Source organism: Rossellomorea aquimaris, assembly GCF_000935355.1.
Taxonomy (GTDB): domain Bacteria; phylum Bacillota; class Bacilli; order Bacillales; family Bacillaceae_B; genus Rossellomorea; species Rossellomorea aquimaris_B.
The window spans coordinates 22335-44964 of sequence record NZ_JXZC01000010.1 but is presented as its reverse complement, the minus strand read 5'-3'; the positions used below and the strand labels follow the sequence as shown (position 1 = coordinate 44964).

Annotated in this window: 21 protein-coding genes and 1 riboswitch; of the genes, 15 read left to right on the top strand and 6 right to left on the bottom strand. The window is 42.4% G+C overall.

The window, feature by feature from the left end:
* Window positions 1-36: 36 nt before the first annotated feature.
* Complete coding sequence (locus tag TV75_RS18040) at window positions 37-1377, bottom strand: MFS transporter (RefSeq protein ID WP_253275564.1); 1341 nt, start codon at window positions 1375-1377, stop codon at window positions 37-39.
* A 156-nt stretch (window positions 1378-1533) separates the two neighbouring features.
* Here TV75_RS18040 and TV75_RS18035 point away from each other — a divergent pair, with 156 nt between their 5' ends.
* The 3 genes from TV75_RS18035 to msrB all read left to right on the top strand — a co-directional run bounded on the left by TV75_RS18035 (window position 1534) and on the right by msrB (window position 3797).
* Window positions 1534-2205 carry a haloacid dehalogenase type II gene (locus TV75_RS18035; RefSeq protein ID WP_044340202.1) on the top strand — a complete coding sequence of 224 codons (672 nt, stop codon included), beginning with the start codon at window positions 1534-1536 and terminating at the stop codon, window positions 2203-2205.
* A 258-nt stretch (window positions 2206-2463) separates the two neighbouring features.
* Entirely contained in the window at window positions 2464-2793 is a 330-nt protein-coding gene (locus TV75_RS18030) for a CHY zinc finger protein (RefSeq protein ID WP_044340201.1), read from the top strand.
* Window positions 2794-2852: 59 nt separating this feature from the next.
* Window positions 2853-3797 (top strand): peptide-methionine (R)-S-oxide reductase MsrB, encoded by a 945-nt coding sequence (gene msrB / locus TV75_RS18025; RefSeq protein ID WP_044340200.1) that lies wholly within the window; start codon window positions 2853-2855, stop codon window positions 3795-3797.
* 34 nt (window positions 3798-3831) lie between these two features.
* Here msrB and TV75_RS18020 read toward each other — a convergent pair whose 3' ends face one another.
* The 4 genes from TV75_RS18020 to TV75_RS18010 all read right to left on the bottom strand — a co-directional run bounded on the left by TV75_RS18020 (window position 3832) and on the right by TV75_RS18010 (window position 7325).
* Window positions 3832-4353: a DinB family protein gene (locus TV75_RS18020; RefSeq protein ID WP_044340199.1), complete on the bottom strand. Its 522-nt coding sequence runs from the start codon at window positions 4351-4353 to the stop codon at window positions 3832-3834.
* Between the two features lie 153 nt (window positions 4354-4506).
* Window positions 4507-4638, bottom strand: coding sequence for a hypothetical protein (locus TV75_RS22575; protein WP_301280444.1), 132 nt, complete (start codon window positions 4636-4638; stop codon window positions 4507-4509).
* A gap of 168 nt (window positions 4639-4806) precedes the next feature.
* Complete coding sequence (locus TV75_RS18015) at window positions 4807-6348, bottom strand: FAD-dependent oxidoreductase (RefSeq protein WP_044340198.1); 1542 nt, start codon at window positions 6346-6348, stop codon at window positions 4807-4809.
* 122 nt (window positions 6349-6470) lie between these two features.
* Window positions 6471-7325: a bifunctional 5,10-methylenetetrahydrofolate dehydrogenase/5,10-methenyltetrahydrofolate cyclohydrolase gene (locus TV75_RS18010; protein ID WP_437176721.1), complete on the bottom strand. Its 855-nt coding sequence runs from the start codon at window positions 7323-7325 to the stop codon at window positions 6471-6473.
* A gap of 46 nt (window positions 7326-7371) precedes the next feature.
* Window positions 7372-7468: riboswitch (ZMP/ZTP riboswitch) on the bottom strand.
* Window positions 7469-7664: 196 nt separating this feature from the next.
* On the opposite strand from TV75_RS18010, the gene TV75_RS18005 reads away from it, so the two are divergent.
* From TV75_RS18005 to TV75_RS17980, 7 genes are all read left to right on the top strand, one after another.
* Window positions 7665-8396 carry an SDR family NAD(P)-dependent oxidoreductase gene (locus TV75_RS18005; protein ID WP_044340196.1) on the top strand — a complete coding sequence of 244 codons (732 nt, stop codon included), beginning with the start codon at window positions 7665-7667 and terminating at the stop codon, window positions 8394-8396.
* Window positions 8393-9412, top strand: a complete 1020-nt coding sequence (locus TV75_RS18000; RefSeq protein ID WP_044340195.1) for an S-adenosylmethionine:tRNA ribosyltransferase-isomerase — start codon at window positions 8393-8395, stop codon at window positions 9410-9412. The genes TV75_RS18005 and TV75_RS18000 overlap by 4 nt, the downstream gene beginning before the upstream one ends.
* Before the next feature lie 11 nt (window positions 9413-9423).
* Window positions 9424-9780 carry a VOC family protein gene (locus tag TV75_RS17995; RefSeq protein WP_044340194.1) on the top strand — a complete coding sequence of 119 codons (357 nt, stop codon included), beginning with the start codon at window positions 9424-9426 and terminating at the stop codon, window positions 9778-9780.
* An 86-nt stretch (window positions 9781-9866) separates the two neighbouring features.
* Entirely contained in the window at window positions 9867-10019 is a 153-nt protein-coding gene (locus tag TV75_RS21960; protein ID WP_156142517.1) for a hypothetical protein, read from the top strand.
* Window positions 10020-10176: 157 nt separating this feature from the next.
* Window positions 10177-10821 carry a YczE/YyaS/YitT family protein gene (locus TV75_RS17990; RefSeq protein ID WP_044340193.1) on the top strand — a complete coding sequence of 215 codons (645 nt, stop codon included), beginning with the start codon at window positions 10177-10179 and terminating at the stop codon, window positions 10819-10821.
* 252 nt (window positions 10822-11073) lie between these two features.
* Window positions 11074-11829, top strand: a complete 756-nt coding sequence (locus tag TV75_RS17985) for a DNA alkylation repair protein (protein ID WP_253275563.1) — start codon at window positions 11074-11076, stop codon at window positions 11827-11829.
* Window positions 11830-11964: 135 nt separating this feature from the next.
* Window positions 11965-13143: a MalY/PatB family protein gene (locus TV75_RS17980; RefSeq protein WP_044340191.1), complete on the top strand. Its 1179-nt coding sequence runs from the start codon at window positions 11965-11967 to the stop codon at window positions 13141-13143.
* 45 nt (window positions 13144-13188) lie between these two features.
* Here the strand turns inward: TV75_RS17980 and TV75_RS17975 are convergent, their stop codons facing one another.
* Window positions 13189-14838 (bottom strand): L-lactate permease, encoded by a 1650-nt coding sequence (locus tag TV75_RS17975; RefSeq protein WP_052504612.1) that lies wholly within the window; start codon window positions 14836-14838, stop codon window positions 13189-13191.
* A 570-nt stretch (window positions 14839-15408) separates the two neighbouring features.
* Between TV75_RS17975 and TV75_RS17970 the strand changes: the two genes are divergently transcribed.
* From TV75_RS17970 to TV75_RS17950, 5 genes are all read left to right on the top strand, one after another.
* Window positions 15409-16599 carry a glycine C-acetyltransferase gene (locus TV75_RS17970; protein ID WP_044340190.1) on the top strand — a complete coding sequence of 397 codons (1191 nt, stop codon included), beginning with the start codon at window positions 15409-15411 and terminating at the stop codon, window positions 16597-16599.
* Between the two features lie 102 nt (window positions 16600-16701).
* The gene (locus TV75_RS17965) at window positions 16702-17643 is read left to right on the top strand and encodes an L-threonine 3-dehydrogenase (protein WP_044340189.1); all 942 of its coding nucleotides are present in this window, start codon (window positions 16702-16704) and stop codon (window positions 17641-17643) included.
* Between the two features lie 298 nt (window positions 17644-17941).
* A complete protein-coding gene (locus TV75_RS17960) occupies window positions 17942-19492 on the top strand; it encodes a hypothetical protein (RefSeq protein WP_044340188.1) in 1551 nt (516 codons plus the stop codon).
* A gap of 32 nt (window positions 19493-19524) precedes the next feature.
* Window positions 19525-20790: an ATP-binding protein gene (locus tag TV75_RS17955; RefSeq protein ID WP_253275562.1), complete on the top strand. Its 1266-nt coding sequence runs from the start codon at window positions 19525-19527 to the stop codon at window positions 20788-20790.
* Window positions 20791-21043: 253 nt separating this feature from the next.
* Window positions 21044-22381 carry a cytochrome P450 gene (locus TV75_RS17950; protein WP_044340187.1) on the top strand — a complete coding sequence of 446 codons (1338 nt, stop codon included), beginning with the start codon at window positions 21044-21046 and terminating at the stop codon, window positions 22379-22381.
* Window positions 22382-22630 lie beyond the last annotated feature (249 nt).

Here is a 22630-nt window from a genome sequence, read left to right as displayed (position 1 = left end):
GGTCCAAGCAGTGATAACTGCCTGGACCTATCAGTATTAGTTGTTGATTTTCCGTTGGTATAAAAATAAGAGCAAAAGGGATATGGTCATCAATCCAATGAGAACCAAAAATGTATTCTGAAAGGAGCTTACCGGGAAGTCAGCTCCGCCCATTTCCACTATGATTCCACCAAGGACAGAACCAGAAGCACTGCCGACATAATGTATCAGTTGTTTCATCCCGATCCCCGAAGCGGTTAATTCTTTACTTAAGACCCGTGATACCTCGTTCGTCGAGCTTGAAGAAAGACTTGAGAAACCGAAGCTAGTAAACATGTAAGCCAGCATAATCATGTATTCACTGCCAGGAGATAAGAAATAGAAAATCAAAGTGGAAATAATGAGAAGGATATGAGCAAGAAACATCACTCTCATATTTCCGTATCGATCGATTAGTCTCCCTACATAGATGGCAGCCACTGCTGAAACCATGGCACCAGGAAAAATAATAAATCCGACAGTTGTAGGGTTTTTACCAAATACGTGCTGAAGCATTAAGGGCATGACGATTAAAATGGCAAAATGAGTGACAAAACCAAGAAAACTCATATAGAGAATCTGACGGTATCCCTTATCACGAACCAGACTGGGCTGGATAAAAGGTAAGTCAATCTTATGGATGCGAATCCACAGTCCACCCAAGAAGATGACGGAACCTGCGAAATAGTACCAGTGAAAGGTTGAGATGAAAAGGAGGAAAAAAGTGATCCCTATACCGGTCAAGAGCCCTCCCCATATGTCAAAATACCCTTTTTTGGTCTTTTCATCAGGCAAATAACGATACAAGATAGGAATCATTCCAAGGACGCATAACGTGATCAGAAATAAATAATTCCAATTCAAATAATCCGTGATCACCCCACCGACAACGGGACCCAATCCAAATCCGAGGGAAGAGGCAGAAGCGATCATCGCCAATGCCCGTCCACGCCTTGCCATAGGGACAAAACGCCCGGCAAACACCATGGATAACCCAGGGATCGCTGCTGCCCCTGCCGCTTGAAATAATCGAGACAGCAATAGCCAAGTAAAGGTATGGGCAAAAAAGCCTGTGAATGATGCGATTCCAAAAATGGTGATGCCTATAATGAGCAATCGCCTGATCGGGATGTAGTCTGCCAGGCGGGTGTACGTAATGGTGCAGATTGCAAGTACAATGGAATAGCCCGATACAATCCAGGCTCCTTCAGAAGGTGCCAACGAGAAATCCTTCAGGACATTGGGCAAAGCCACATTGAACATAGTCGTATTCATGACAACGAGCCATATAGTCAGGCTCAGGAATAAGATCGTCTTTGTATAGGAAGGTGATGCCTGTATGTGTTGTTCTTCAGTCACTTATGACCACCTCCGATAGATATTTAGATACTCGAAGTAATATACCATAAATGGAGGTGATATGAAATGAATTCGCCTGCTTTACAATCGGCCAGTAAAAGTTTAAATTTTTTAAATCAGTCTATTATATAAGGAGAATCTGTGAGGGGGATACCTATGTCAAAGCTCAATATTAAAGCATTTGTGTTCGATGCATACGGGACATTATTTGATGTTCACTCGGTCATAGAAAAGTGTAATGAACTCTTTCCGGATAAAGGGGAGGAAATCAGCCAGGTATGGCGCCAAAAACAACTAGAATACAGCTTTTTAAGACAACTCATGGGAACGTACACGACATTCTTCTCTATTACGAAGGATGCCCTCCATTATGCTTGCAAACAAGTAGGAGTCGGTCTCTCTGAGAAAAAAGAGAAAGAACTACTAAGTGCCTATTTAAAATTGAATCATTATGAAGAAGTAAAAGGTGTGCTGGAAAAACTGAAGCCTTCCCAAAAAGCGATTTTTTCCAACGGTTCCTTGGATATGTTATCACCATTAGTGGAGCAATCTTCTTTTGGACATTTAGTAGACGATGTTTTAACAGTCGATGAGGTCAAGCAGTTCAAGCCGACACCGATGTCTTACCAGCTGGTACTTGAAAAGCTTGGTGTCAGGAGAGAAGAAGTATTGTTTATGTCTTCTAACCCATGGGATATTGCAGGGGCGACCAACTTTGGTTTCTATACGGCTTGGATCAATCGTCAGGATAAGGTAATGGATGAATTAGGGGTAAGACCACATTACGAATACAAGGATTTAAATGGGATCCTAGAGCATTTTGGTTAATGAAAAGGGACTGTTCTTCTTACGATTAGAAGATCAGTCCCTTTTTATTTGGCTGGATCAAATACACCGGATTCAGACCTTGTCTTAGAGTGTTCTACGATCAATTTCAAGAATCTTCCCCTCCCTATCCCATACTATTCATTGTATAGTACAGATAGATCAATAGATTAGAATGTATAGGTAATAGATAACTAGTTTAAGATTCCTGTAGGAAAATCGACTATATTTATCGAAATCTACTGCATGAGGGGGATGAACATGACTGAAAAGTTGATCGAGATACGTGGCGTAGAAGTAGACTCTAAGACGAAATGTAAGCATTACCGAACCCAAAAAGATATCATCGCAATTAAATTTAAGTGCTGTAACACCTATTATCCTTGTCATAAATGTCATGACGATATCGCAGGCCATGATCCAATTATTTGGTCAAAGAACGAGTGGAATAAGAAAGCGGTTCTTTGTGGAGAATGTAAAAATGAGTTGACCATCTTACAATATATGAATTGTCAATCAGTATGCCTTCATTGTCAGGCATCCTTTAACCCTGGATGTCAGAATCATTATCATCTCTACTTTGAGGGATGAAAAAGGATGGAAGCTCTATAATCATTTAATGTTTCACGTGAAACGAAAGAGGTGAAGAAATGGAGCAAGCGACGTTTGCCGGGGGCTGTTTCTGGTGTATGGTGGAACCTTTTGATGAGAAGGAAGGAATTGAGCGTATTGTCTCCGGTTATACAGGAGGGGAAACGGCAAACCCGACATATAAAGAAGTGACATCAGGGAACACAGGGCATTATGAAGCTGTGCAAATCACTTTTGATCCCGACCTGTTCACGTACGAGAAACTGTTGGATCTTTACTGGAAGCAAATTGATCCGACTGATGCAGGAGGACAGTTTAAGGATAGGGGTGACTCCTACCGTACAGCCATTTTTTATCATGATGACATTCAAAGGAAGCTTGCAGAAGATTCAAAACGGAAGTTGGAGCAGAGTGGTGTATTTACGAAACCTGTCGTTACCAAGATCCTCCCTGCAAAAGAGTTTTATCCAGCCGAAGGATACCATCAAAATTTCTATAAGGAAAATGCCTTCCGATATGCCCTATATAAACGTGGATCTGGGCGAGAAGACTTTTTGAAGAAGTATTGGCCAAAGGATCGATCCTATTTAAAGGGAAAGTTAACTGAAATGCAGTACTTCGTTACTCAGGAAAATGGAACGGAACCACCGTACGAAAATGAGTATTGGGATAACACGGAAGAAGGTTTATACGTTGATATCGTTTCGGGTGAACCTTTGTTTACTTCCAAAGATCAGTATGATAGTGGGTGCGGCTGGCCCAGCTTTACAAAGCCCGTCATGGATGCGAGCGTCAAAGAACAATATGATCTCTCTCATCGTTCTACAAGAGTAGAAGTAAGAAGCAGGGAAGCTGATTCTCATCTCGGGCATGTGTTCACAGATGGACCCGGTCCTAAAGGTCTTCGGTATTGTATCAATTCTGCTTCTTTACGATTTATTCCCAAGGATAAGTTAGAAGAGGAAGGATACGAAGATTTTTTAATTTTGTTTAAAGGCAGATAAAAAGACATGGCAGCACAGGAGCCGCCATGTCTTTTTATCTTTCTACCTTCTCTTCAACCTTTTCCCAAAGATTTTCGATCCCTTGTACACGTTTAATCGATGTAATGGCGCCCTGGTGTAAACCCTCATGCCAATTAGCAAAGGAAAGAACTTCAGCTAAAGTGGTTAACATAGTATGTTCACCAAGAACAAATGGCTTTTCTCCTTTTTCATCCAAGCGACCGGAGAATGCTTCTTTCATTCTTTGCGGTTGTGCTTCCAATTTCTCACGAAGTTCCTTCAGTGTGGGAGGTGTGAGTGTATTCCAGGTGTCTGGGCTTGTATTGAAACCAAATAGCTCCCCATATTCAGGTGGAAGTGTTTTACGGTCGTTTTCCCCTGCAAAGGAGAATAACAGGTTTTCCTGAGAAAGCAGGATATGTCCTAAATTCCATCGGATTGAATTTCTGAAGCCAGGAGGCATTTCATCCGCCTGTTTTTCTGTTGTCGCATCGAGAGCAGCCAGTGTGCGGAGTCGTATGAATTCCATTTGTTGAAACAACATTTGTTCTTGCATTATATAATCCTCCTATTCAATTTCTCTTTAACGTATTCGAGGTCGGCATTGAGATTCCTCTACGAAAAGATGAACGGATCAGGAGAAATAAGAAAAGAATAACCTGACGCAGCGTTCCTGCCGGTTATTCTTCAGTCAAACAGCTAGTCATTACTAGTCTTGAGTTCGGTTTTTCTTCGTATTCGCTTGCCCGGTTGTAAACTCCACTAATTCAGAACTTGTTCGATTTTCTTTAGCATTCGTATTACTTTGAGCATTACGGTTACCTTTTTTAGTACGTCCCATTCAGAAATCCCTCCCAAAATAGTAACTCAAGCCTTTATAGTTTGAGACATAATCGAGGAAATATTCTTCTGCGAGATGCGACAAAATATGTCAAATACTTATTGATCCTGTTTATTTCCCAGGCTATATTCGACAATAATCGGGAGTTCTTTTCCAGAGTTCCGTCCCTTAATCGTTCACTTCAAACCTGGTGAGAGGTTTCTTCGCAGGCCCTTCAATCACTTCCCCATCAATGGAGAAGCGTGATCCGTGACAAGGACAGTCCCATGTGTGGTCTCCGTGGTTCCATTCGGTTTCACAGCCGAGATGGGTGCACGTGGTGTCTACGACGTGCAGTTTTCCTGTTTCATCCCGGTATCCACCACAGCGTCGCCCGTTCAAGTTCACAACGTCGCCCTCGCCTTTTTGTAGCTCCTGTACCTTCTTAGTTGGAATTTGAAGCTTTCCTTTAATGAGTTGTCCCGCTACATTTACATTCTCTTTGAAGAAATGCTTGATGCTTGGATCTGCGACAAAACGGGAAGGAGTATATACGTCAGCATAAATATGGTGATTTCCTAAAATTTGTTCAGATAGAATTTGCCCCGCCAGAGTACCTGACGTCATTCCCCATTTATTAAAACCGGTAGCTACAAAAATAGCAGGATGTTTTTCCGTTAATTTCCCGATGTAGGGTACCTTATCTAATGTAATCAGGTCCTGGGCAGACCATCTATAACGGATTTCTTCAATGCCGACGACTTCTTCCCCGAAATCCTTTAAAGCCTCATAGTGATCCATAGTATCTTTACCTTGCCCGGTTTTATGTTTATCCCCACCGATTAAAATGAGTCTTTCCCCATTTTCATCGTCTTCAAAACGGAGGGAACGTGTAGGATCTTCTGCACTTAAGTACATTCCGCCCGGATAGTCCTTTTTAGCTTTCACTCCAAGGACATACGAGCGTTCCGCATACATTTTAGTGAAATAAAAACCCATACCATCATAAAAAGGAAAGTGAGAGCAGATGACAACATGCTCACTATCCAGGTGATATCCGTCTGCAGTCACAACTTGAGTGGAGTCACCTTCATTAATGGTTTTAGCCGCCGTTCCTTCAAATATTTGACCGCCAAGTCCCGTATAAGAATCAACCAAGGCTTTAAGATACTTTAAAGGGTGAAACTGCGCCTGGGCTTTCATCACGACAGCGTTTTTAATGGCTAAATCGATTGGGAGTTTTTCGGTGAGCTCTCCCATAATTTCTAACTTCTGATACGCCTCGTATTCCTTCTGGATTTTTGTAGCGTATTGATCAGTAGTCGCGTAAACATACGAGTCCTCTTCTGTAAAATGACAATCGATATTTTCACTGGAAATCGTGTCTTTAATAAACTGAAGAGCCTTCGTCTGTGACAGATAATATTTCTTTGCAAACTCTTCTCCAAAATGTTGGATGAGCTCATCATAAATCAATCCGTGCTGGGCGGAAATCTTAGCCGTTGTATGCCCCGTTGTTCCGTTCAATAAGTGGTCAGCCTCAATCAGCGCCACCTTTTTTCCACCTTTAGCTAACAGATAGGCAGTGGTGATGCCTGCTATCCCGCCTCCAACAACGGTCACGTCCACTTTTATGTTTTTATCAAGCTTTTTAAACAAGGGGAGTTTAGCCGTTTCCCTCCAATAGGGCTCCGGTGTTTTGGAAAAAGCATTTTGGTGTTGTGTGTCCATATGAACGCTCCTTTATCTTTCTATTCCTTACCATTCTTTCCTGAAATGTAGAAAAAATAAGTGAAAAATAGGAAAAAAAGAGGCTGACTCCTTTGACGAGTCAGCCTCTTACCAATTTTTGTTTATGAATTTTGTAGTACAGAACCGTATTTCTCAGCAGAATCAACGGTCTGTTTTAATAGCATTGAGATGGTCACAGGGCCCACTCCACCTGGCACAGGAGTAATCGCGCTTGCTTTTTCATAACATGCGTCATAATCGATGTCTCCGACGTTCCCTTTGTTATAGCCGGCATCAAGAACGACAGCACCTTCTTTTATCCAGTCCCCCTGAATGAAGTTAGGTTTACCTACTGCTGCCACCACAATATCTGCAGTAGCGAGGATGTCAGGCAGGTTCTCTGTATATGAATGACATGTCGTCACCGTAGCGTTTCGATTCAACAGCATCATGGAAACAGGCTTTCCTAAAATCGGACTCCTTCCTACAACGACAGCGTGTTTTCCTTCAAGAGACACACCGTAGTAATCGATGATGCTCATGATTGCAGCAGGCGTGCAGGATGGAAACTCACCAAACCCCAGTGAATTTTGACCGAACCCGAGGCTCGTGACGCCATCAACATCTTTTTCAATGGAGATTGCTTCAAAAGCAGCACGTTCGTCAATATGATGTGGAACAGGATGTTGCAAGAGAATCCCATGAACAGAAGGATCTTGATTAAGTTCCTGGATCACATCCAACAGTTCATCCGTTGTCGTTTCCTTAGGGAGATGGATTTTTCTTGATTCCATCCCGATCTTCGCGCAGGCATTACCCTTCATCTTCACATACGTAGCAGAAGATGGATCATCTCCAACAAGTACAGTCGCAAGACATGGGGTAGTACCATTTTCCTTTAAAACAGCGACTCTCGACTTTAGGCTTTCCTTTACCTCAGATGCAACAAGTTTCCCGTCTAATACTAGTGGTTCCACTGCAATCCCTCCTGATTATAGTAAAAGAAGACAAGGGTATCCCCTTGCCTCCTGCCCAGGCGAACGGCTAATGGCTCATGATTTATAAGATGCGCAGCTCCCTTGTGGTTGATTCCACATTTTCGCCAGTCACTGCTTTATTTATTTTCAATTCGATTATAACACGAATATAAATCATATTTCCAGTATTAATGTTCGTGTTTTTTACAAAACTACATCAAAAGGCTGATAGTCTGCTACATCAAATTTTCCATTACCCATGACCCCCTTTAGACGATTTGTTGAAAGGGGACTTTTCATAAACTATGAGTAATAAAAGTTAGGAAAGGGGAAGTAAACATGTTGAAAAATAAAGTAGTCATGATAACCGGAGCTTCCAAAGGGTTGGGAAGGGCCCTCGCCTTACAATTTGCCAAGGAAGGGGCAAAGCTTGCGATCTGTGCCCGGACGAGTGGACCCCTATTGGAGGTTGAGAAAGAATTGAAGGCGTTAGGGGCAGAGGTGGTTGCATTAAAAGCCGATGTTTCTGATTCCCGGGATGTCGACCGTTTTGTTTCTGTCACGGAGGAAGTACTGGGGGGAGTCGATGTTCTTTTTAACAACGCATCCGTTTTTGGCCCTGGTCCGCGTTTGTTGGCCGATTATCCTGAAGAAGAATTTCTTGAGGTGCTGAAAATCAATGCATTGAACCCATTTTTAGTAACGAAAAGAGTCCTTCCTGGAATGATCAGCAGGGGGAATGGTTCAATTATTAACTTAACGTCAGAAGCGGGTAAAACAGGCTTTGCTGAGTGGGGAGCTTACGGAATTTCAAAATTTGCCGTCGAGGGTTTAACCCAAACGTGGGCCGATGAGCTGAGTGATACAGGGGTGCGGGTGAATATGGTCGATCCAGGGGAAATGGATACGGACATGCACGAGAAGGCTGTCCCGGAATGTGATTATCCACTTGCGAACCCTCATGATCACCTTGACGTCTTTTTATATCTTGCATCCGACGCTTCAGAAAACGAGAATGGGAATCGATTTGAAGCGCAGGAATTCCGGATGGAATCGGGGCGGGGAGAATGAATGAAACGGCTAAGACATTTGATATCCCTTCCCATTTAAACGCATCTACTCCCATAGAGATTCAAGGATTTGAAAGAGACGAAGTAAAGTTGATGGTGTTGAACCGTGAGACCGGTAAATGTGATCATACCCGATTCAAGCAGTTACCCGATTTTTTAAATAAGGGGGATGTACTTGTTTTAAACAACAGCCGGACCATTCCTGCCTCTCTAAAGGGGAAGCAAGGAAACAGATGTTTCGAAGTTCGTTTATCCAGAAAAATAGATGATGACTGTTGGGATGCGCTTATCATAGGAGACTTCTATCAAGCGGGGGAACCGATTTGTTTCTCAGATGGAGTTCGGGCCAACATGGTGGATGAAGGTAGTGAAGTACCGCTGGTGCAATTGAAATTTAACAGAAGTGGTGTTGAGCTTTTTGATTTTATTTACAGAAACGGAGAGCCGATCCGATATGAATATATCGATTCTCCATGGCCGCTTGATTGCTACCAAACCGTATATGGTTCAGTCCCCGGATCTGTGGAAATGACCTCTGCCGGCAGGGCCTTTTCGTGGAAGTTGATACAATCCTTGAAGCAGAAAGGAATTGAGATCGTGTTCATACAGCTTCACGCAGGTTTGAGCTATTACGGAGATGATCGCTGGCCGACACCAAAAAACCATCCCGAAGAATACCATGTAGGTTCAGGGACAGTGGATAAAATCATTAAGGCAAAGAATAGTGGAAAACGGGTCATTGCAGTGGGCACTACAGTTGTTCGTGCCCTTGAGACCGTCATGACTCAATATGGACAGCTAAAGCCTTCTGAAGGGGTAACAAACTTATATATATCGGGGGATACGCCCCTCCGACTCGTAGATGGTCTCATCACGGGGCTGCATGAACCGGAAGCAAGTCATCTGGATCTCTTGAAGGCTTTTATTTCAGAGAAGAAATTATTGAACGCCTATCAAACTGCGCTGTTAAAAAACTATAAATGGCATGAGTTTGGTGATATGAATGTAATTTTGTAAGGAGAATGGATATGAGACTTCATCATATTGGAATGAATGTAAAGAGTTTAGTCCGGTCGAAAGAATTCTATCAATCTTATTTTGGGTTTGAAGAGGAAACGTACTTCGAATGGGGCAGTGAGAAAATACTATTTATGAAAAAGAATGATTGTCGATTGGAGCTCATTGAAGAGCCCGGGGAGGATAACGGCTCAAAGCGGAAATTTCTTCATCTTGCCTTGGCAGTCACCGATCTGGAAACGGAGATTGGTCTATTAAAGGATAGCGGGTTAGTACCTGTTGAGGGCCCTGTTGTTCTTGAAAATGGCTGGAAAGTGGTTTTTTTCTTCGGACCTGACGGGGAAATCATTGAGTTGGTTGAAGGGTAGAGAATTTTTTTAATTAGTTGAGCTGATACCTTGGAGAAATATACTTTTTTAGCTTGGAGACTCAGTAGATCCAGGGGATTCAAAGTGTGATCTGCTTTTTTGAGAGTCGCAATTTAATGAATCCAGCGGAAATGACTGATAATCCAGCCGTTTTTCATGAAAATCCAGCGGGAATAGCCGATAATCCAGCCGTTTTTCGTGAAAATCCGGCTGAAATCACAAATAATCCGGCCGATTAACAAAAAATGTAAAAAGAGGAGGAGCCCTATACGAAATTTTCACCAGTGAATTATCCCCACCAACCCCATAGGTTTTATGAAATTTTTTTGTTTCTTATTCTGTGATACATTTATCCGGGTAATCATTGAAATGACTATGGTGTAGGAAGGGATTTTCATGAATAGAGAATTAGTTTTACGTTGGTCGTTCTTCTTTACAGGCCTCCTTGTACTTGCATTTGGCATAAGCTTGACGATCAAAGGGAAAGACCTTGGAATCGGACCTTGGGATGTGTTTCATTATGGACTATTTAAGCAGCTCGGACTGACGATTGGTACATGGTCCATTATTGCGGGCTTTGTTATCTTGTTCGTAACGGGAATTGGAACGAAGTCATTCCCTAAAGTCGGTGCTTTTATTAATATGCTGTTAATCGGTATTTTCATAGATTTATTTAATTATGTTCTTCCTAATCCTCAATCGTTATTGGCACAGTCCATTGTGTTTGCGATAGGGATTGTTGTGATCGGGTACGGTATCGGATTATATGTGTCAGCTGACTTGGGTGCAGGACCCCGTGACAGCCTGATGCTGCTCGTAGTTGAAAAGACGGGCTGGAAAGTTCAGTGGGTACGGAATGGAATGGAGATCATTGTATTTTTCTTCGGCTGGTTACTCGGTGGTCCTGTCGGGATCGGGACGGTCATTATCGCACTGGGGCTCGGTTCCATCGTCGGATTCTCATTACCACAAAGTAAAAAGCTTCTTCACTTTCTCCTTATGAGACAAATGACAAAAAGAAACAATCCTTTAGCAAGCTAAGGGATTGTTTCTTTTTTGTTTAAAAGAGGTATTCTCCCACATTAGAAAGAAGTAAGAATAGAGTTAGTGCAGACAGGAGAGGATTAAATGGAAATCAAGCTAGACTATCATATATGTGCAACGAACAAGCTACTACCTTCATTACATGAGAAGGAAACAGTAAAAGAATGAAAGAGCTGGTAGACTACTGTTATATCTGTCGGAAGCCACTTTATTGTTTAGATGGTTTTTTTAACGGTGTGCAAAAGGAGAATGGAAAAAGCAGTTGTTTTGAATGCGAAGAACAAAATCAAAAGGTGGAGAAAAAAGATGGGACATGAGTATTCTGATAAAATCATCACTCTATTAAAAAAGCATCAAAATAGTGAAAACCGGGAAGCCATGGAAGCTTATATGAGGAATCAATTTCAGTTCTATGGAATCAGGACGCCGGAGCGCACAGCTTTACTACGGGATTTTCTGAAGGAAAACGGTAAACCACCAGTCGAAGAATTGCCTGAAATCGTTCGTTCCCTTTGGTCTGAACCTCAAAGGGAATGTCAATATATGGCTCTTTCCCTATTAGATAAACAATCCAGATATTTAACAAAAAAACACCTGCCCCTTTTGGAAGAAATCATTACAGAAAAATCCTGGTGGGATACAATCGATCATATTGCTCCCAATCACGTAGGGAAGATTTATCAAACCGAAGAAGATGACGCATACTTGGAGAAATGGATCCATTCCGATAATATGTGGTTGAACCGGATATCCATTTTATATCAATTGAAATATAAAGAAAAAACAGATCGGGATCGTTTGTTCAGATACATATCATTGCATAATGGATCAAAGGAATTTTTCATTCAGAAGGCCATCGGTTGGGCGCTCCGGGAGTATTCCAAAACGGATCCGGAAGCGGTTCAGCAATTCATCGAATCAGAAAAGCTGGCACCGTTAAGTAAGCGGGAAGGAATGAAACATATCCAAAGAAGGGCCAAGGAAGGGAAAACCGTTGAAAAGTAGTGAGTGTAGTAAGCATCTGAACATGAAACTCATCTACTTTAAGTAAGGGGGATTCCTCTTTTAAAATTAGGTATTCACCCTGTCCTCAATCTGGTATAAAGTAAGGACAGATATATGTGAGAGGGGCATGAGGTTATGAATTGGAATGATTGCATCGAGAGAACGAATACACACTCCGTTAAATGGTCGTTTCCTGCCGAGGATGTAATTCCTATGTGCATCGCAGACATGGACTTTCAAGTGTCGCCTGCCATTGTCGAAGCGATGAATCGAAAGGCTCAGCATGGCATATACGGCTATACGACATTCAGCGATCGATACTTCGAGTCTGTTATTTCCTGGTGGAAGAGACGCTTCCATATGGATATAGAAAAAGAGTGGATCAGCTTTAGTCCGGGAATCATCCCGGGTATCAATGTATTGTTGTCCGTATTGACGGAACCTGGAGACGGTGTAATCATTCAAGATCCCGTTTATTATCCTTTTTACAGTACGATTGAGAACCATGGATGCTCGGTTATAAAAAATACGCTTTTCTATAATGATGGAGAATACTCAATTGATTTTGATGACTTAGAGGAGAAGGCATCCCATCCGAGGACGAAACTCCTTATTCTTTGCAGTCCTCATAATCCTGTTGGACGGGTATGGACGAAAGAGGAATTAAGGAAGATTGGTTCAATCGCTAAAAAGCATGACCTATGGATCATTTCAGATGAAATGCATGGGGACCTGGTATACAAAGGATATGAGCACGTTCCACTGTTCAAGGGGGATGAGAGCTTAAAAGAGCGCAGTATCCTTTGTGCAGCTCCAAGTAAGACCTTTAATATTGCCGGACTGCAAACGTCCATCCTTCTTATACCAGATAAAGAGCTAAGAGAAAAATATAATGAGAAGCTGACCGGCTATGGCCTGATGAGGCCGAATGTATTTGGGATTGAAGGGACGATTGCGGCTTATGAGGAGGGGGAACCCTGGCTTAATGAGCTATTAATGGTGCTTGAAGAAAATAAACAGTATGTACTGAATTATTTAGAGCAGCATATTCCAGAGCTGAAAGGCATCACCCCACAGGCTACTCACCTCATCTGGATGGATTGCACAGATTTAGGCATGACAGGTGAAGAGCTGTGTACGTTTTTCCTGGAAAAGGCCAGAGTGAAGTTTGATGAGGGCTTCAAGTTTGGTCAGAGTGGACACACCTTTGTCAGAATGAATATCGCCTGTCCGAAAGAGCGGATCGACTTGGCGTTAAGGAGGATGCACGAGGCGATTCTGGAGTATAGGGTCAACCGTAACGTCATTAAATAAGCAGAGGATGAACAAATGGGATGTCATTTGTTCATCCTTTTTTCTTTAAAAGAAATAGAGCACGAAGGCACCGATACTTCCTGATAACAGAACATATAGTAACATCGGAACAACGGTTATCCGGATGATCTGACCTTCTTTTCCGCTAAGCTGAACAACAGATGCAGCCGCCACTACATTCAGGACACATACCATATTTCCAGCGTTGGCCCCAAGTACCTGCAGGGATAAAACGGTTTGGGGATCTGCTCCGATTTGATCGGCAACACTAAATTGAAAGAGAGAAAACATCATGTTACTAAACGTGGCGCTCCCAGAGATGAAAGAGCCGAGTGCTCCGATGAGGGGAGCGGCAAAGGGCCATCCTTCACCCACTAAACCTGACACCAAAGTGGCAAGCTCCATTGGCATGCTCACCAAATCACTTTCGTTCACACCGGAATTAATGAAAATCCTTACCATGGGAACGGCAGCCATTAATGAGATGATACTTCCTTTAATCGTGAATAAAGATTGTCGGAACGTCTCTTTTATTTGAAGGATACTCATTTTATGAACGATAAATGTCAGGAGCATCACTACCAAAAAGATCGTACCGGGCAGATAAAGCGGTTCAAATTGAGTTGAAATATCTGTTCCTAAAATATTGCTCCAGCCTACTTTGACACTTCTGAGCCATTCCTTTACGGGTAAAAGATTCAATCTGGTTAATACCAAGAGAACAGCTACAAGTAAGTAAGGGATCCACGCTAACCAAATCGGCATTTTCTTGGCAGGGATTAATTCTGGATCAGGATTTTTTTCAGGCAGTGTTTCAAAATCCCAAGCCTCATCCGGTAATAAGAAACCTCGCTTCGCAGCAGGAACGACGATCAGCAGTCCGACTAGTCCACCGATAATGGAAGGGAACTCTGGACCTAAGAAAGTGGCTACAAGTAAAGCCGGTAATGTAAACGATAGACCTGAAAAAAGAGAGAACTTCCACAGGGCAAGCCCTTCTTTAAAGGAGCGGTTCGGACCGAAGAAACGGGTCAGCATCACGACAAGCAAGAGGGGAATGAAGCTCCCTATGAATAAATCGATACTCACAGCCTGACTGGCTACACCGCTTAAATAATCCAACATAGGTTGAGTTCCCACGGTTTGTTCCACCTGTCCCGCAAGGTTTCCTCCCTGTCTCAATCCTTGATCGATCCCTACCATAATCGGAGTACCCACCGCACCGAACGATACGGCACTGCTATCTGCAATAAGAGCCAGTGACACGGCTGCGAGGGGAGGAAACCCTAATGCAACAAGCAGTGGCGCTGCCAAGGCAGCAGGCGTTCCAAATCCAGCTGCACCTTCAATAAAAGAGCCGAATAACCAAGCAATGATGATGACCTGCACACGGCGGTCCGGGGAGATCATAGAAAATCCATTGCGGATGGTCTCCATGGCACCGCTGTTCTGCAGCGCATTCAAAAGCAGGATCGCTCCAAAGACAATCCAAAGAATAGTGAAAGCAATAATGATTCCCTCAACCGTGGCAGCACCGACCTGTATAAGAGGTACCTTCCAGAATACAAGACTTAATATGACAGTCAGGAAGAAGCTGACAGGCATTGCAACAGAAGCCGGCAACCGCAAAATCACAAGGAAAATGAGAACGGCTAATACCGGGGTTAATGAAGTTATGAGTTCAAGAACAGACATTTCCATCACCTGCTTTAAGAGTATATATTTATTGTATTATAAGTTTGTGAAATATTTCACATAATTTGTGGATAGTTTATGACAGATGAAGAAAAAATAGTAGATATTGTTATTAAAAATTGAAATCCATGATAGAGTTCCTAATAGTAATTTTGTCTTTGTCCAAAAGTCATTTTAGCATCAAAATGTAGGAGCACAGAGTGGATTGTAGCGGAAGGCAAGGCACTTGACTCCTGCGGGCACTAGAGGAAAAGTCGAGACCACGCAGGGCAAGCACGAGGAGGCTCGACTTCCTCCCAGGGGAATGTTGTGCCTGTAGCGGAAAGAAACGGTCCATCTTTTCGCTCTAACCCCATCCGAAAGTAGAAATGTTTTACTCGAGTAATTGCATGAAGTCGCTCATACAAACACAAACTAAATTGATAAGATATATTTTGTCCATCACCAAAAAACATGTTAAACTAAGAATTAGAATAATCATTAGCAATTATAAAGAATCAACTGATAAATAGTGTGTTTTTGGAGTGGACATTTGTTTTTAAAACGCTTACATAACAGGAGGATAAGGACATGACAAGTAAAACATTAGATCATTTTTTACAAGAAAATCTTGAGGATTTAAAATCACGAGGATTATATAATGAGATCGATCCATTGCAAGGTGCAAACGGTCCGATGATTACGATTAATGATAAGAAGCTTGTGAACCTTTCTTCTAATAACTATCTGGGACTCGCTACTGATGAACGCCTTAAGAAGGTAGCGATTGAAGCGGTGAAAGAATACGGTGTAGGGGCTGGAGCTGTTCGTACAATCAATGGTACCCTTGATCTTCATGTGAGACTGGAAGAGAAGCTCGCGAAGTTTAAAGGAACAGAAGCAGCGATCGCTTATCAATCAGGATTCAACTGTAATATGGCTGCCATTTCAGCGGTTATGGATAAGAATGACGCAATCCTTTCTGATGAACTGAACCATGCTTCCATCATTGACGGCTGCCGTCTTTCGAAGGCAAAGATTATCCGTTTTGGTCACTCAGACATGGAGGATCTTCGTGCGAAAGCTAAAGAAGCGAAGGAATCTGGTCAATACAAGAAAATCATGATTATCACTGACGGAGTATTCTCTATGGATGGAGATGTTTGTAAACTTCCTGAAATCGTTGAAATTGCTGAGGAATTTGATATCATGACGTATGTAGATGACGCTCACGGTTCCGGGGTCCTTGGAAAAGGTGCGGGAACGGTCAAGCACTTTGGCCTGGCAGACAAAGTAGACTTCCAAATGGGTACGTTATCGAAAGCAATCGGTGTAGTTGGTGGATATGTGGCAGGAACTCAGAACCTGATCGACTGGTTGAAGGTCCGCTCACGTCCATTCCTATTCTCTACATCCCTGACGCCGGCAGACGTTACGGCTTGTACAGAAGCACTTGACCTGATCATGAACTCCACAGAGCTTCAAGATAGTATGTGGGAAAACAGCCGTTACCTGAAAGAAGAGTTGACGAAGCTTGGCTTTGACATCGGGAACAGTGAGACGCCAATCACTCCCGTTATCATCGGCGAAGAGCAGGCAACCCAGGACTTCAGTAAACGTTTATATGAAGAAGGCGTATATGCCAAATCTATCGTGTTCCCAACAGTACCAAGAGGAACAGGTCGCGTTAGAAACATGCCTTCAGCAGCACATACGAAAGACATGCTCGATCAAGCGATTAAGGCATATGAAAAAGTCGGTAAAGAAATGGGAATTATCTAATCCCACTTTTAAATAACGTGATAGGGTCTGGCTTTAAGAGTCAGCCCTATCTGTATGAATGATGAAACGATATCACCAAAGGGAAATGCAGGAGGAAATACGATGAAAAAGATTCTATTAACGGGTGCATTAGGACAAATTGGTTCTGAACTTACCAATAGACTACGGGAAGTATATGGTTCAGATAACGTGATCGCAACGGATATTCGTGAGACGGATAGTCCGGTTGTGAAGAACGGGCCTTTTGAACAACTGGATGTCACGGATGCCGGGAAAATGTTTGATATTGCTAAATCAAATAAGGTAGATACCATTATTCACTTGGCTGCGCTATTATCGGCAACAGCAGAAGCAAAACCTCTCCTTGCTTGGAATTTAAACATGGGTGGACTTGTAAATGCTCTTGAAGCAGCCAGAGAATTAGAATGCCAATTCTTCACACCAAGTTCGATTGGGGCATTCGGTCCATCAACGCCAAAAGATTCAACTCCACAAGACACCATCATGCGCCCTACTACAATGTACGGAGTAAACAAAGTGTCTGGAGAACTTCTATCTGATTATTACTTCACGAAATTCGGGGTGGATACAAGAGGCCTGCGTTTCCCTGGACTGATTTCGTATGAAACACTGCCTGGTGGTGGAACCACTGATTATGCGGTAGAGATCTATTATGAAGCAATCAAGAACAACCAGTATACCTCATACATCGGGGAAGGAACCTACATGGATATGATGTATATGCCCGATGCCCTTAATGCGATCATCGACCTTATGGAAGCGGATGGCTCAAAGCTTGAGCACCGTAATTCCTTTAATGTGTCATCTATGAGCGTAGCACCTGAGGATATTGCAAAAGCGATCCGCGTCCACCAACCGGACTTTACATTGGATTATAATGTGGATCCCGTTCGCCAAGGCATTGCTGAAAGCTGGCCGAACGCCATCGATTCCAGCGCAGCCATGAATGAGTGGGGCTTCAAAGCAGATTACGACTTAGCCAAAATGACAGCTGATATGTTAGAAAAATTAAAAACGAAGTAAACAGAATGATCCCTGAGAAGCGATAGTTTCTTAGGGATCTTTTTGATTCCACAAAAAGAATTCAATCTTTACCCAACTTAAAAGAGATTGTTTTTAAATTAATTGGTTTTATTCTTTAAAATTCTAAAATACGACAAAATATGACAATTATTAATAGTAAACTGGAACGGAAATGTTATACTGAAAAGGAAGCAAACAAACGCTGTTGTCCCTCTCTTGTCGTGGAAAAAAATGGTGAAAACCTATCTGAATTATGCTAAGATTCAGAAGTCGAAGGATTTTACATAGGGGGGTTCAGATGAGAGAAAAATTAAAAGTATTCGGTATACCTATAGGAATCATGCTCCTATTCATATCTGCCTTGTTCTTTCACCAGCTGCTCTTAGTGAAAGAGTTACCTCAGCCCAACTGGAGCCGTTCTCTTCCACTCGATTTCACATCCAAAGAGAAACCACAGATCTTTCAAAATGATGATAAGCTTTACTTGTCGAGCGAAGGAACGGTCCACGCATTTTCAATCAATGAGGACATGCAGGTATCTGATGAAAAAGTGATGAATACTAAGATTACAAGAGGTTATCCATTTTGGTCCAATGGGAATGACGTGATTTATTATAAAAATAGAAATCTGGTCCTGACTCATAACAATGAGGATCAAATTCTCTCAGGAGATATTACAGGATTAGGAGCCGCCTCCAATAATGTATATTATTGGAATGGCAATCAACTTTATGAGTATAACGTGGCAGAAGGTTCTTCTAATGAAATCTATACCTTTCAGTCTGAAATTTCAGATATTCATATAGGAGATAACGGAAGTGCCATCATTCAGGTAAAACAAGATGATACTCATGACTTCGTCTACTATATGAATGAAAACCGGGAAGTAAGTGAGAAGCCTTTTCTCCTGGTAAATACGGCGCCGAACAAAAAGGTGGATGGTTTAACATTTAAAGTAGCAGACGATCAGCTCACTATGCTATACAATGAGAAATCACGCACTCAAGGGACACTTTCCTACAATGTATACAAGGTTCAGGTTCCATTAGAGGAAATGGGGTCATCGATCTTAACCGGAAGTAAGATTGAATTTGAAAATAAAGATACTGGGGAAAAGCTGACGAGTCCCGGCGGGGTACAGTTTGTAAGCGTTGAGGGAGAAGAATTCGTGGTGTTCACTTCAGAAGGACAGCGGATTGGTGATAATAGTGCAATGAGCATCTATTCGGCCCCTTTTCAAAATCAAGAAATCCTAGAGGGCTCTCCTATCAGCACGACAAAACATGTCACATTTTCTCCTGTGCAATTAACGGACAAGGCACTGGTTTGGTTTAATTATGATGGTGGTACATATGAACTATACGGGGCATCTCAGAACGATCAAGTTGTTTCAGAAAGTACGAACTGGTCAAAAAGATCAGTGAAAGAAGCATTGAACAACGGCGTTCTCATGATGTTCAGCAGTCTGGTGACGATATTGACATCCTTTTACTGGGTGCTTCCATCACTCTTTTTATTAATATTATTGTATATATTCAGACCCAATGTGTTTGAAAAAGACGGGATCAGCTGGGCAGAGTATGCATCGATCATCATTTTTATGCTGATGCCGATCAGCTATACAAGCAATGCGATGAACGCTTATTTTTATCAGGTGGCTCCGGAATACTTTGTGTTTCCCGGAAGCGGCTACGCACTATTATTGTTGATTAGTGCAATCACCTGGGTAATCTGGAAAATAGGTCGTGATCCTGATTGGGGATCTTTTGCAGGTGCCTTTTACTTTATGGGAATCTATATTTTATTTTATATTACTTCAATCGGTCCATATATATTTAACTTATTTTAACGAACAAAAGTATGAGTGAGACGGGTGACGGGATGAGAGAGACAAAGAATAGCATAATGAAACACACATTCTACAACAAAATAATGATTGTCATGGCTCTATTTGTCTTTCAGCTCATCGCTGTACTCATTCTGGATAAGCCATGGAATGTGATTGCATCCCTTCTATCAACCATTGTGGGAGGAGCCGTTCTCGCACTCTCAATAAAAGAAGGGAAATCGTTTCTTTCAGAGCATCAAAAATTATTGGAAGAAGAAAACCAGCTTTCAACTCTTCTTCATTCCCTGCCGGATTTTGTATGCTTTAAGGATGGAGAAGGCCGTTGGTTAAAGGTCAATCAATTTGGTCGTAAGCTGTATAATCTTGAGGGAATCGATTATGAAGGAAAGACAGACCGTGATCTGGGTGAACTCGTTCCATTCTTTAAGGACGCCTTCGACTATTGTATTGACTCCGATGAACAATCGTGGAAAGCGGAAAAGGTAACGAGATGTGAAGAGGGATTCTACCTTCCGAACGGTGAATACAAGACCTTTGATGTCATTAAAGTCCCATTATTTCACTCGAATCACACAAGAAAGGGGTTAGTCATCATTGGCAGGGATATTTCACAGCAGAAAATAGCAGAAGAGATGCTATTAAGAAAAGAGAAGCTGTCTGTGGTCGGAGAGCTTGCGGCAGGAATCGCCCATGAAATCCGGAATCCCCTTACAAGCATCAAGGGCTTCATTCAACTGCTGGAAGAGAATGAGCATGTACCCGACCACTATCTTACCGTCATGTCCTCCGAGATGGATCGTATCAATCAAATCGTCGGAGAGCTGCTCATTTTATCTAAACCTCAAATGAGGGAATACCGACACTTTGATATGAGTGAAGTCCTTAATTATGTGATCAAGGTAATGGGACATGAAGCGATCCTTAAAGGAATCACCTTAAATGTTGAAGTGCCATCCTCTCCGATTTGGGTATTTGGAGATAAGAATCAATGCGTGCAGGTCTTTATTAATATTATTAAAAATGCGATTGAATCAATGGATGAAGGAGAAATCCATGTCGATTGGAAGGTATTGAACGATACGATCGTTATTGCAATACAAGATCAAGGGGTTGGGATTCCCTCTGATCGTCTAAAGAGACTGGGAGAGCCGTTCTTCACCTTGAAAGAAAAAGGAATGGGGCTCGGGCTGACCATTAGTCAAAAGATCATTGAAGACCATAAAGGGTCTATACTCATTGAATCAGAAGTGAAAAAAGGAACAAGGGTGGAAGTAACACTGCCGGTGAAAAATAAGTAAAAGTAAAGGCTGCCTCAACTTGATGCAGCCTTTTACTATGCAAACATGTTCTAGGGGACGGAAGAAGGCTGTGCAGGCATTGAAGAAGGACTTCATGCTCGGAAATGTCCATAGTCGGAGCAGTTAGGGAGCGGATGAAAAAGGATTAATGAATGGAAAAGTACACGAATAGGATGAAAGGAACGTCCATACAGGCTTGCTCGACTGGACATAGTCATTTGCTGGCATTCAAAAAATAAAGGAGATGTGAATCATGACAAAACCAACCGTCCTCCATTCCTTTCATCCATTGGGCCAGTTAGAACAATTCCGGAAGGATCCCCTCCTGTTTTTAGAAGAGATGGGAGAGAAAGACGAAGAAAAAGTTCAGTTTCGTTTTGCCAATCGAACCGTTCATTTACTCATGTGCCCAGCATTGGTGAAAGAGGTACTCGTCACCCAGTCAGATTCCTTTCATAAATCAAAGCAATTCAGGGAACTGTCCCTATTGATTGGAGAAGGACTTGTGACGAGCGAGTCGCCGCTACATACAAAACAGAGAAAAACGATTCAACCTTATTTTACCCCGCGTCATATTCAGCAGTATACGACTGAAATGATCGAGTCTGCTTCTTCTATGATGGAGAGCTGGGAGATGAACTGTTCCAGGGACATCTCCAAGGATATGATGGAGGTTACCCTGGCGGTCATTACGAAAACCATGTTTAATATGGATGTTAGAGATGGCCATCAGAAAGTTGGTGTGCGCCTTGAAACCATTATGGAGACTGCAACAAAACGAATACGCTCCTTCCTTAAGCCACCGCTATCTTGGCCGACTGCTGAGGTGAAGCAATATAAGACATCCATTCAAGAATTAAAGCGTGTGGTGGAGGAGATCATCCATCAAAAAGAGTATCATCGGGATGGGAAAGAGGATTTACTTCACGCCTTACTTCATGCCAGGGATGAGGAAGGCAATAGTATGTCCAGAAACCAGCTCATGGACGAAGTAATGACCGTCTTTGTGGCTGGCCATGAAACGACAGCGAATCTCCTTTCCTGGTTCTTCTATGCGCTTGAGTGCGATAAGAAGGTGAAAGAACAAGTTTATGAAGAAGTCGATAGAGTAGTAGGAACCGATGAATTAAGTAGTGGGCATCTCTCGCACCTCCATTATACGCGGCAAGCTCTTCAGGAAACACTACGCTTGTATCCTCCCGTTTGGATGTTTGGAAGAATCGCTGTTAAAGATGTCATGATTGGTCCTCACCTTATCAAAGAAGGTGAGAACGTCCTTGTGTCACCATACCTGATGCATAGAAATGAGAAGTATTTCCCTGATCCTTTAACATTTGATCCTGAGAGATTTCTAGAAGCACATGCCAAAAAGACTCCGCCCTATGCCTATTTTCCATTTGGAGGAGGACCCAGAGTCTGTATTGGCAATCACTTTGCCATACAAGAAGCATTGATCATTGCTGCTTTATTCGTACAGCGCTTCACGTTCAAAATGCCTGATAGTCAGAAGGTGGAATGTCACCCCCTCATTTCGTTAAGACCTAAAGGTGGATTAACTATGAAGATTGAAAAAAGGGATAACTGCATGTAAATAAAGACTGTTTTGTAAAAGATTAATGTTTAATAGAGGTTAAACAAAAGGGTTTGTTTGATAGTTTGTTTATCATCTAATCATTTATATGAGCAGTATGAAGGTAGAAGCACAGAGTGGATTGTAGCGGAAGGCAATTGACTCCTGCGGGAAATAGAGGAAAAGTCGAGACCCCACAGGGCAAAGCCCGAGGAGGCTCGACTTCCTCCCCGCGGAAAGCAATTGCCTGGAGCGGAAAGGAACGGTCCA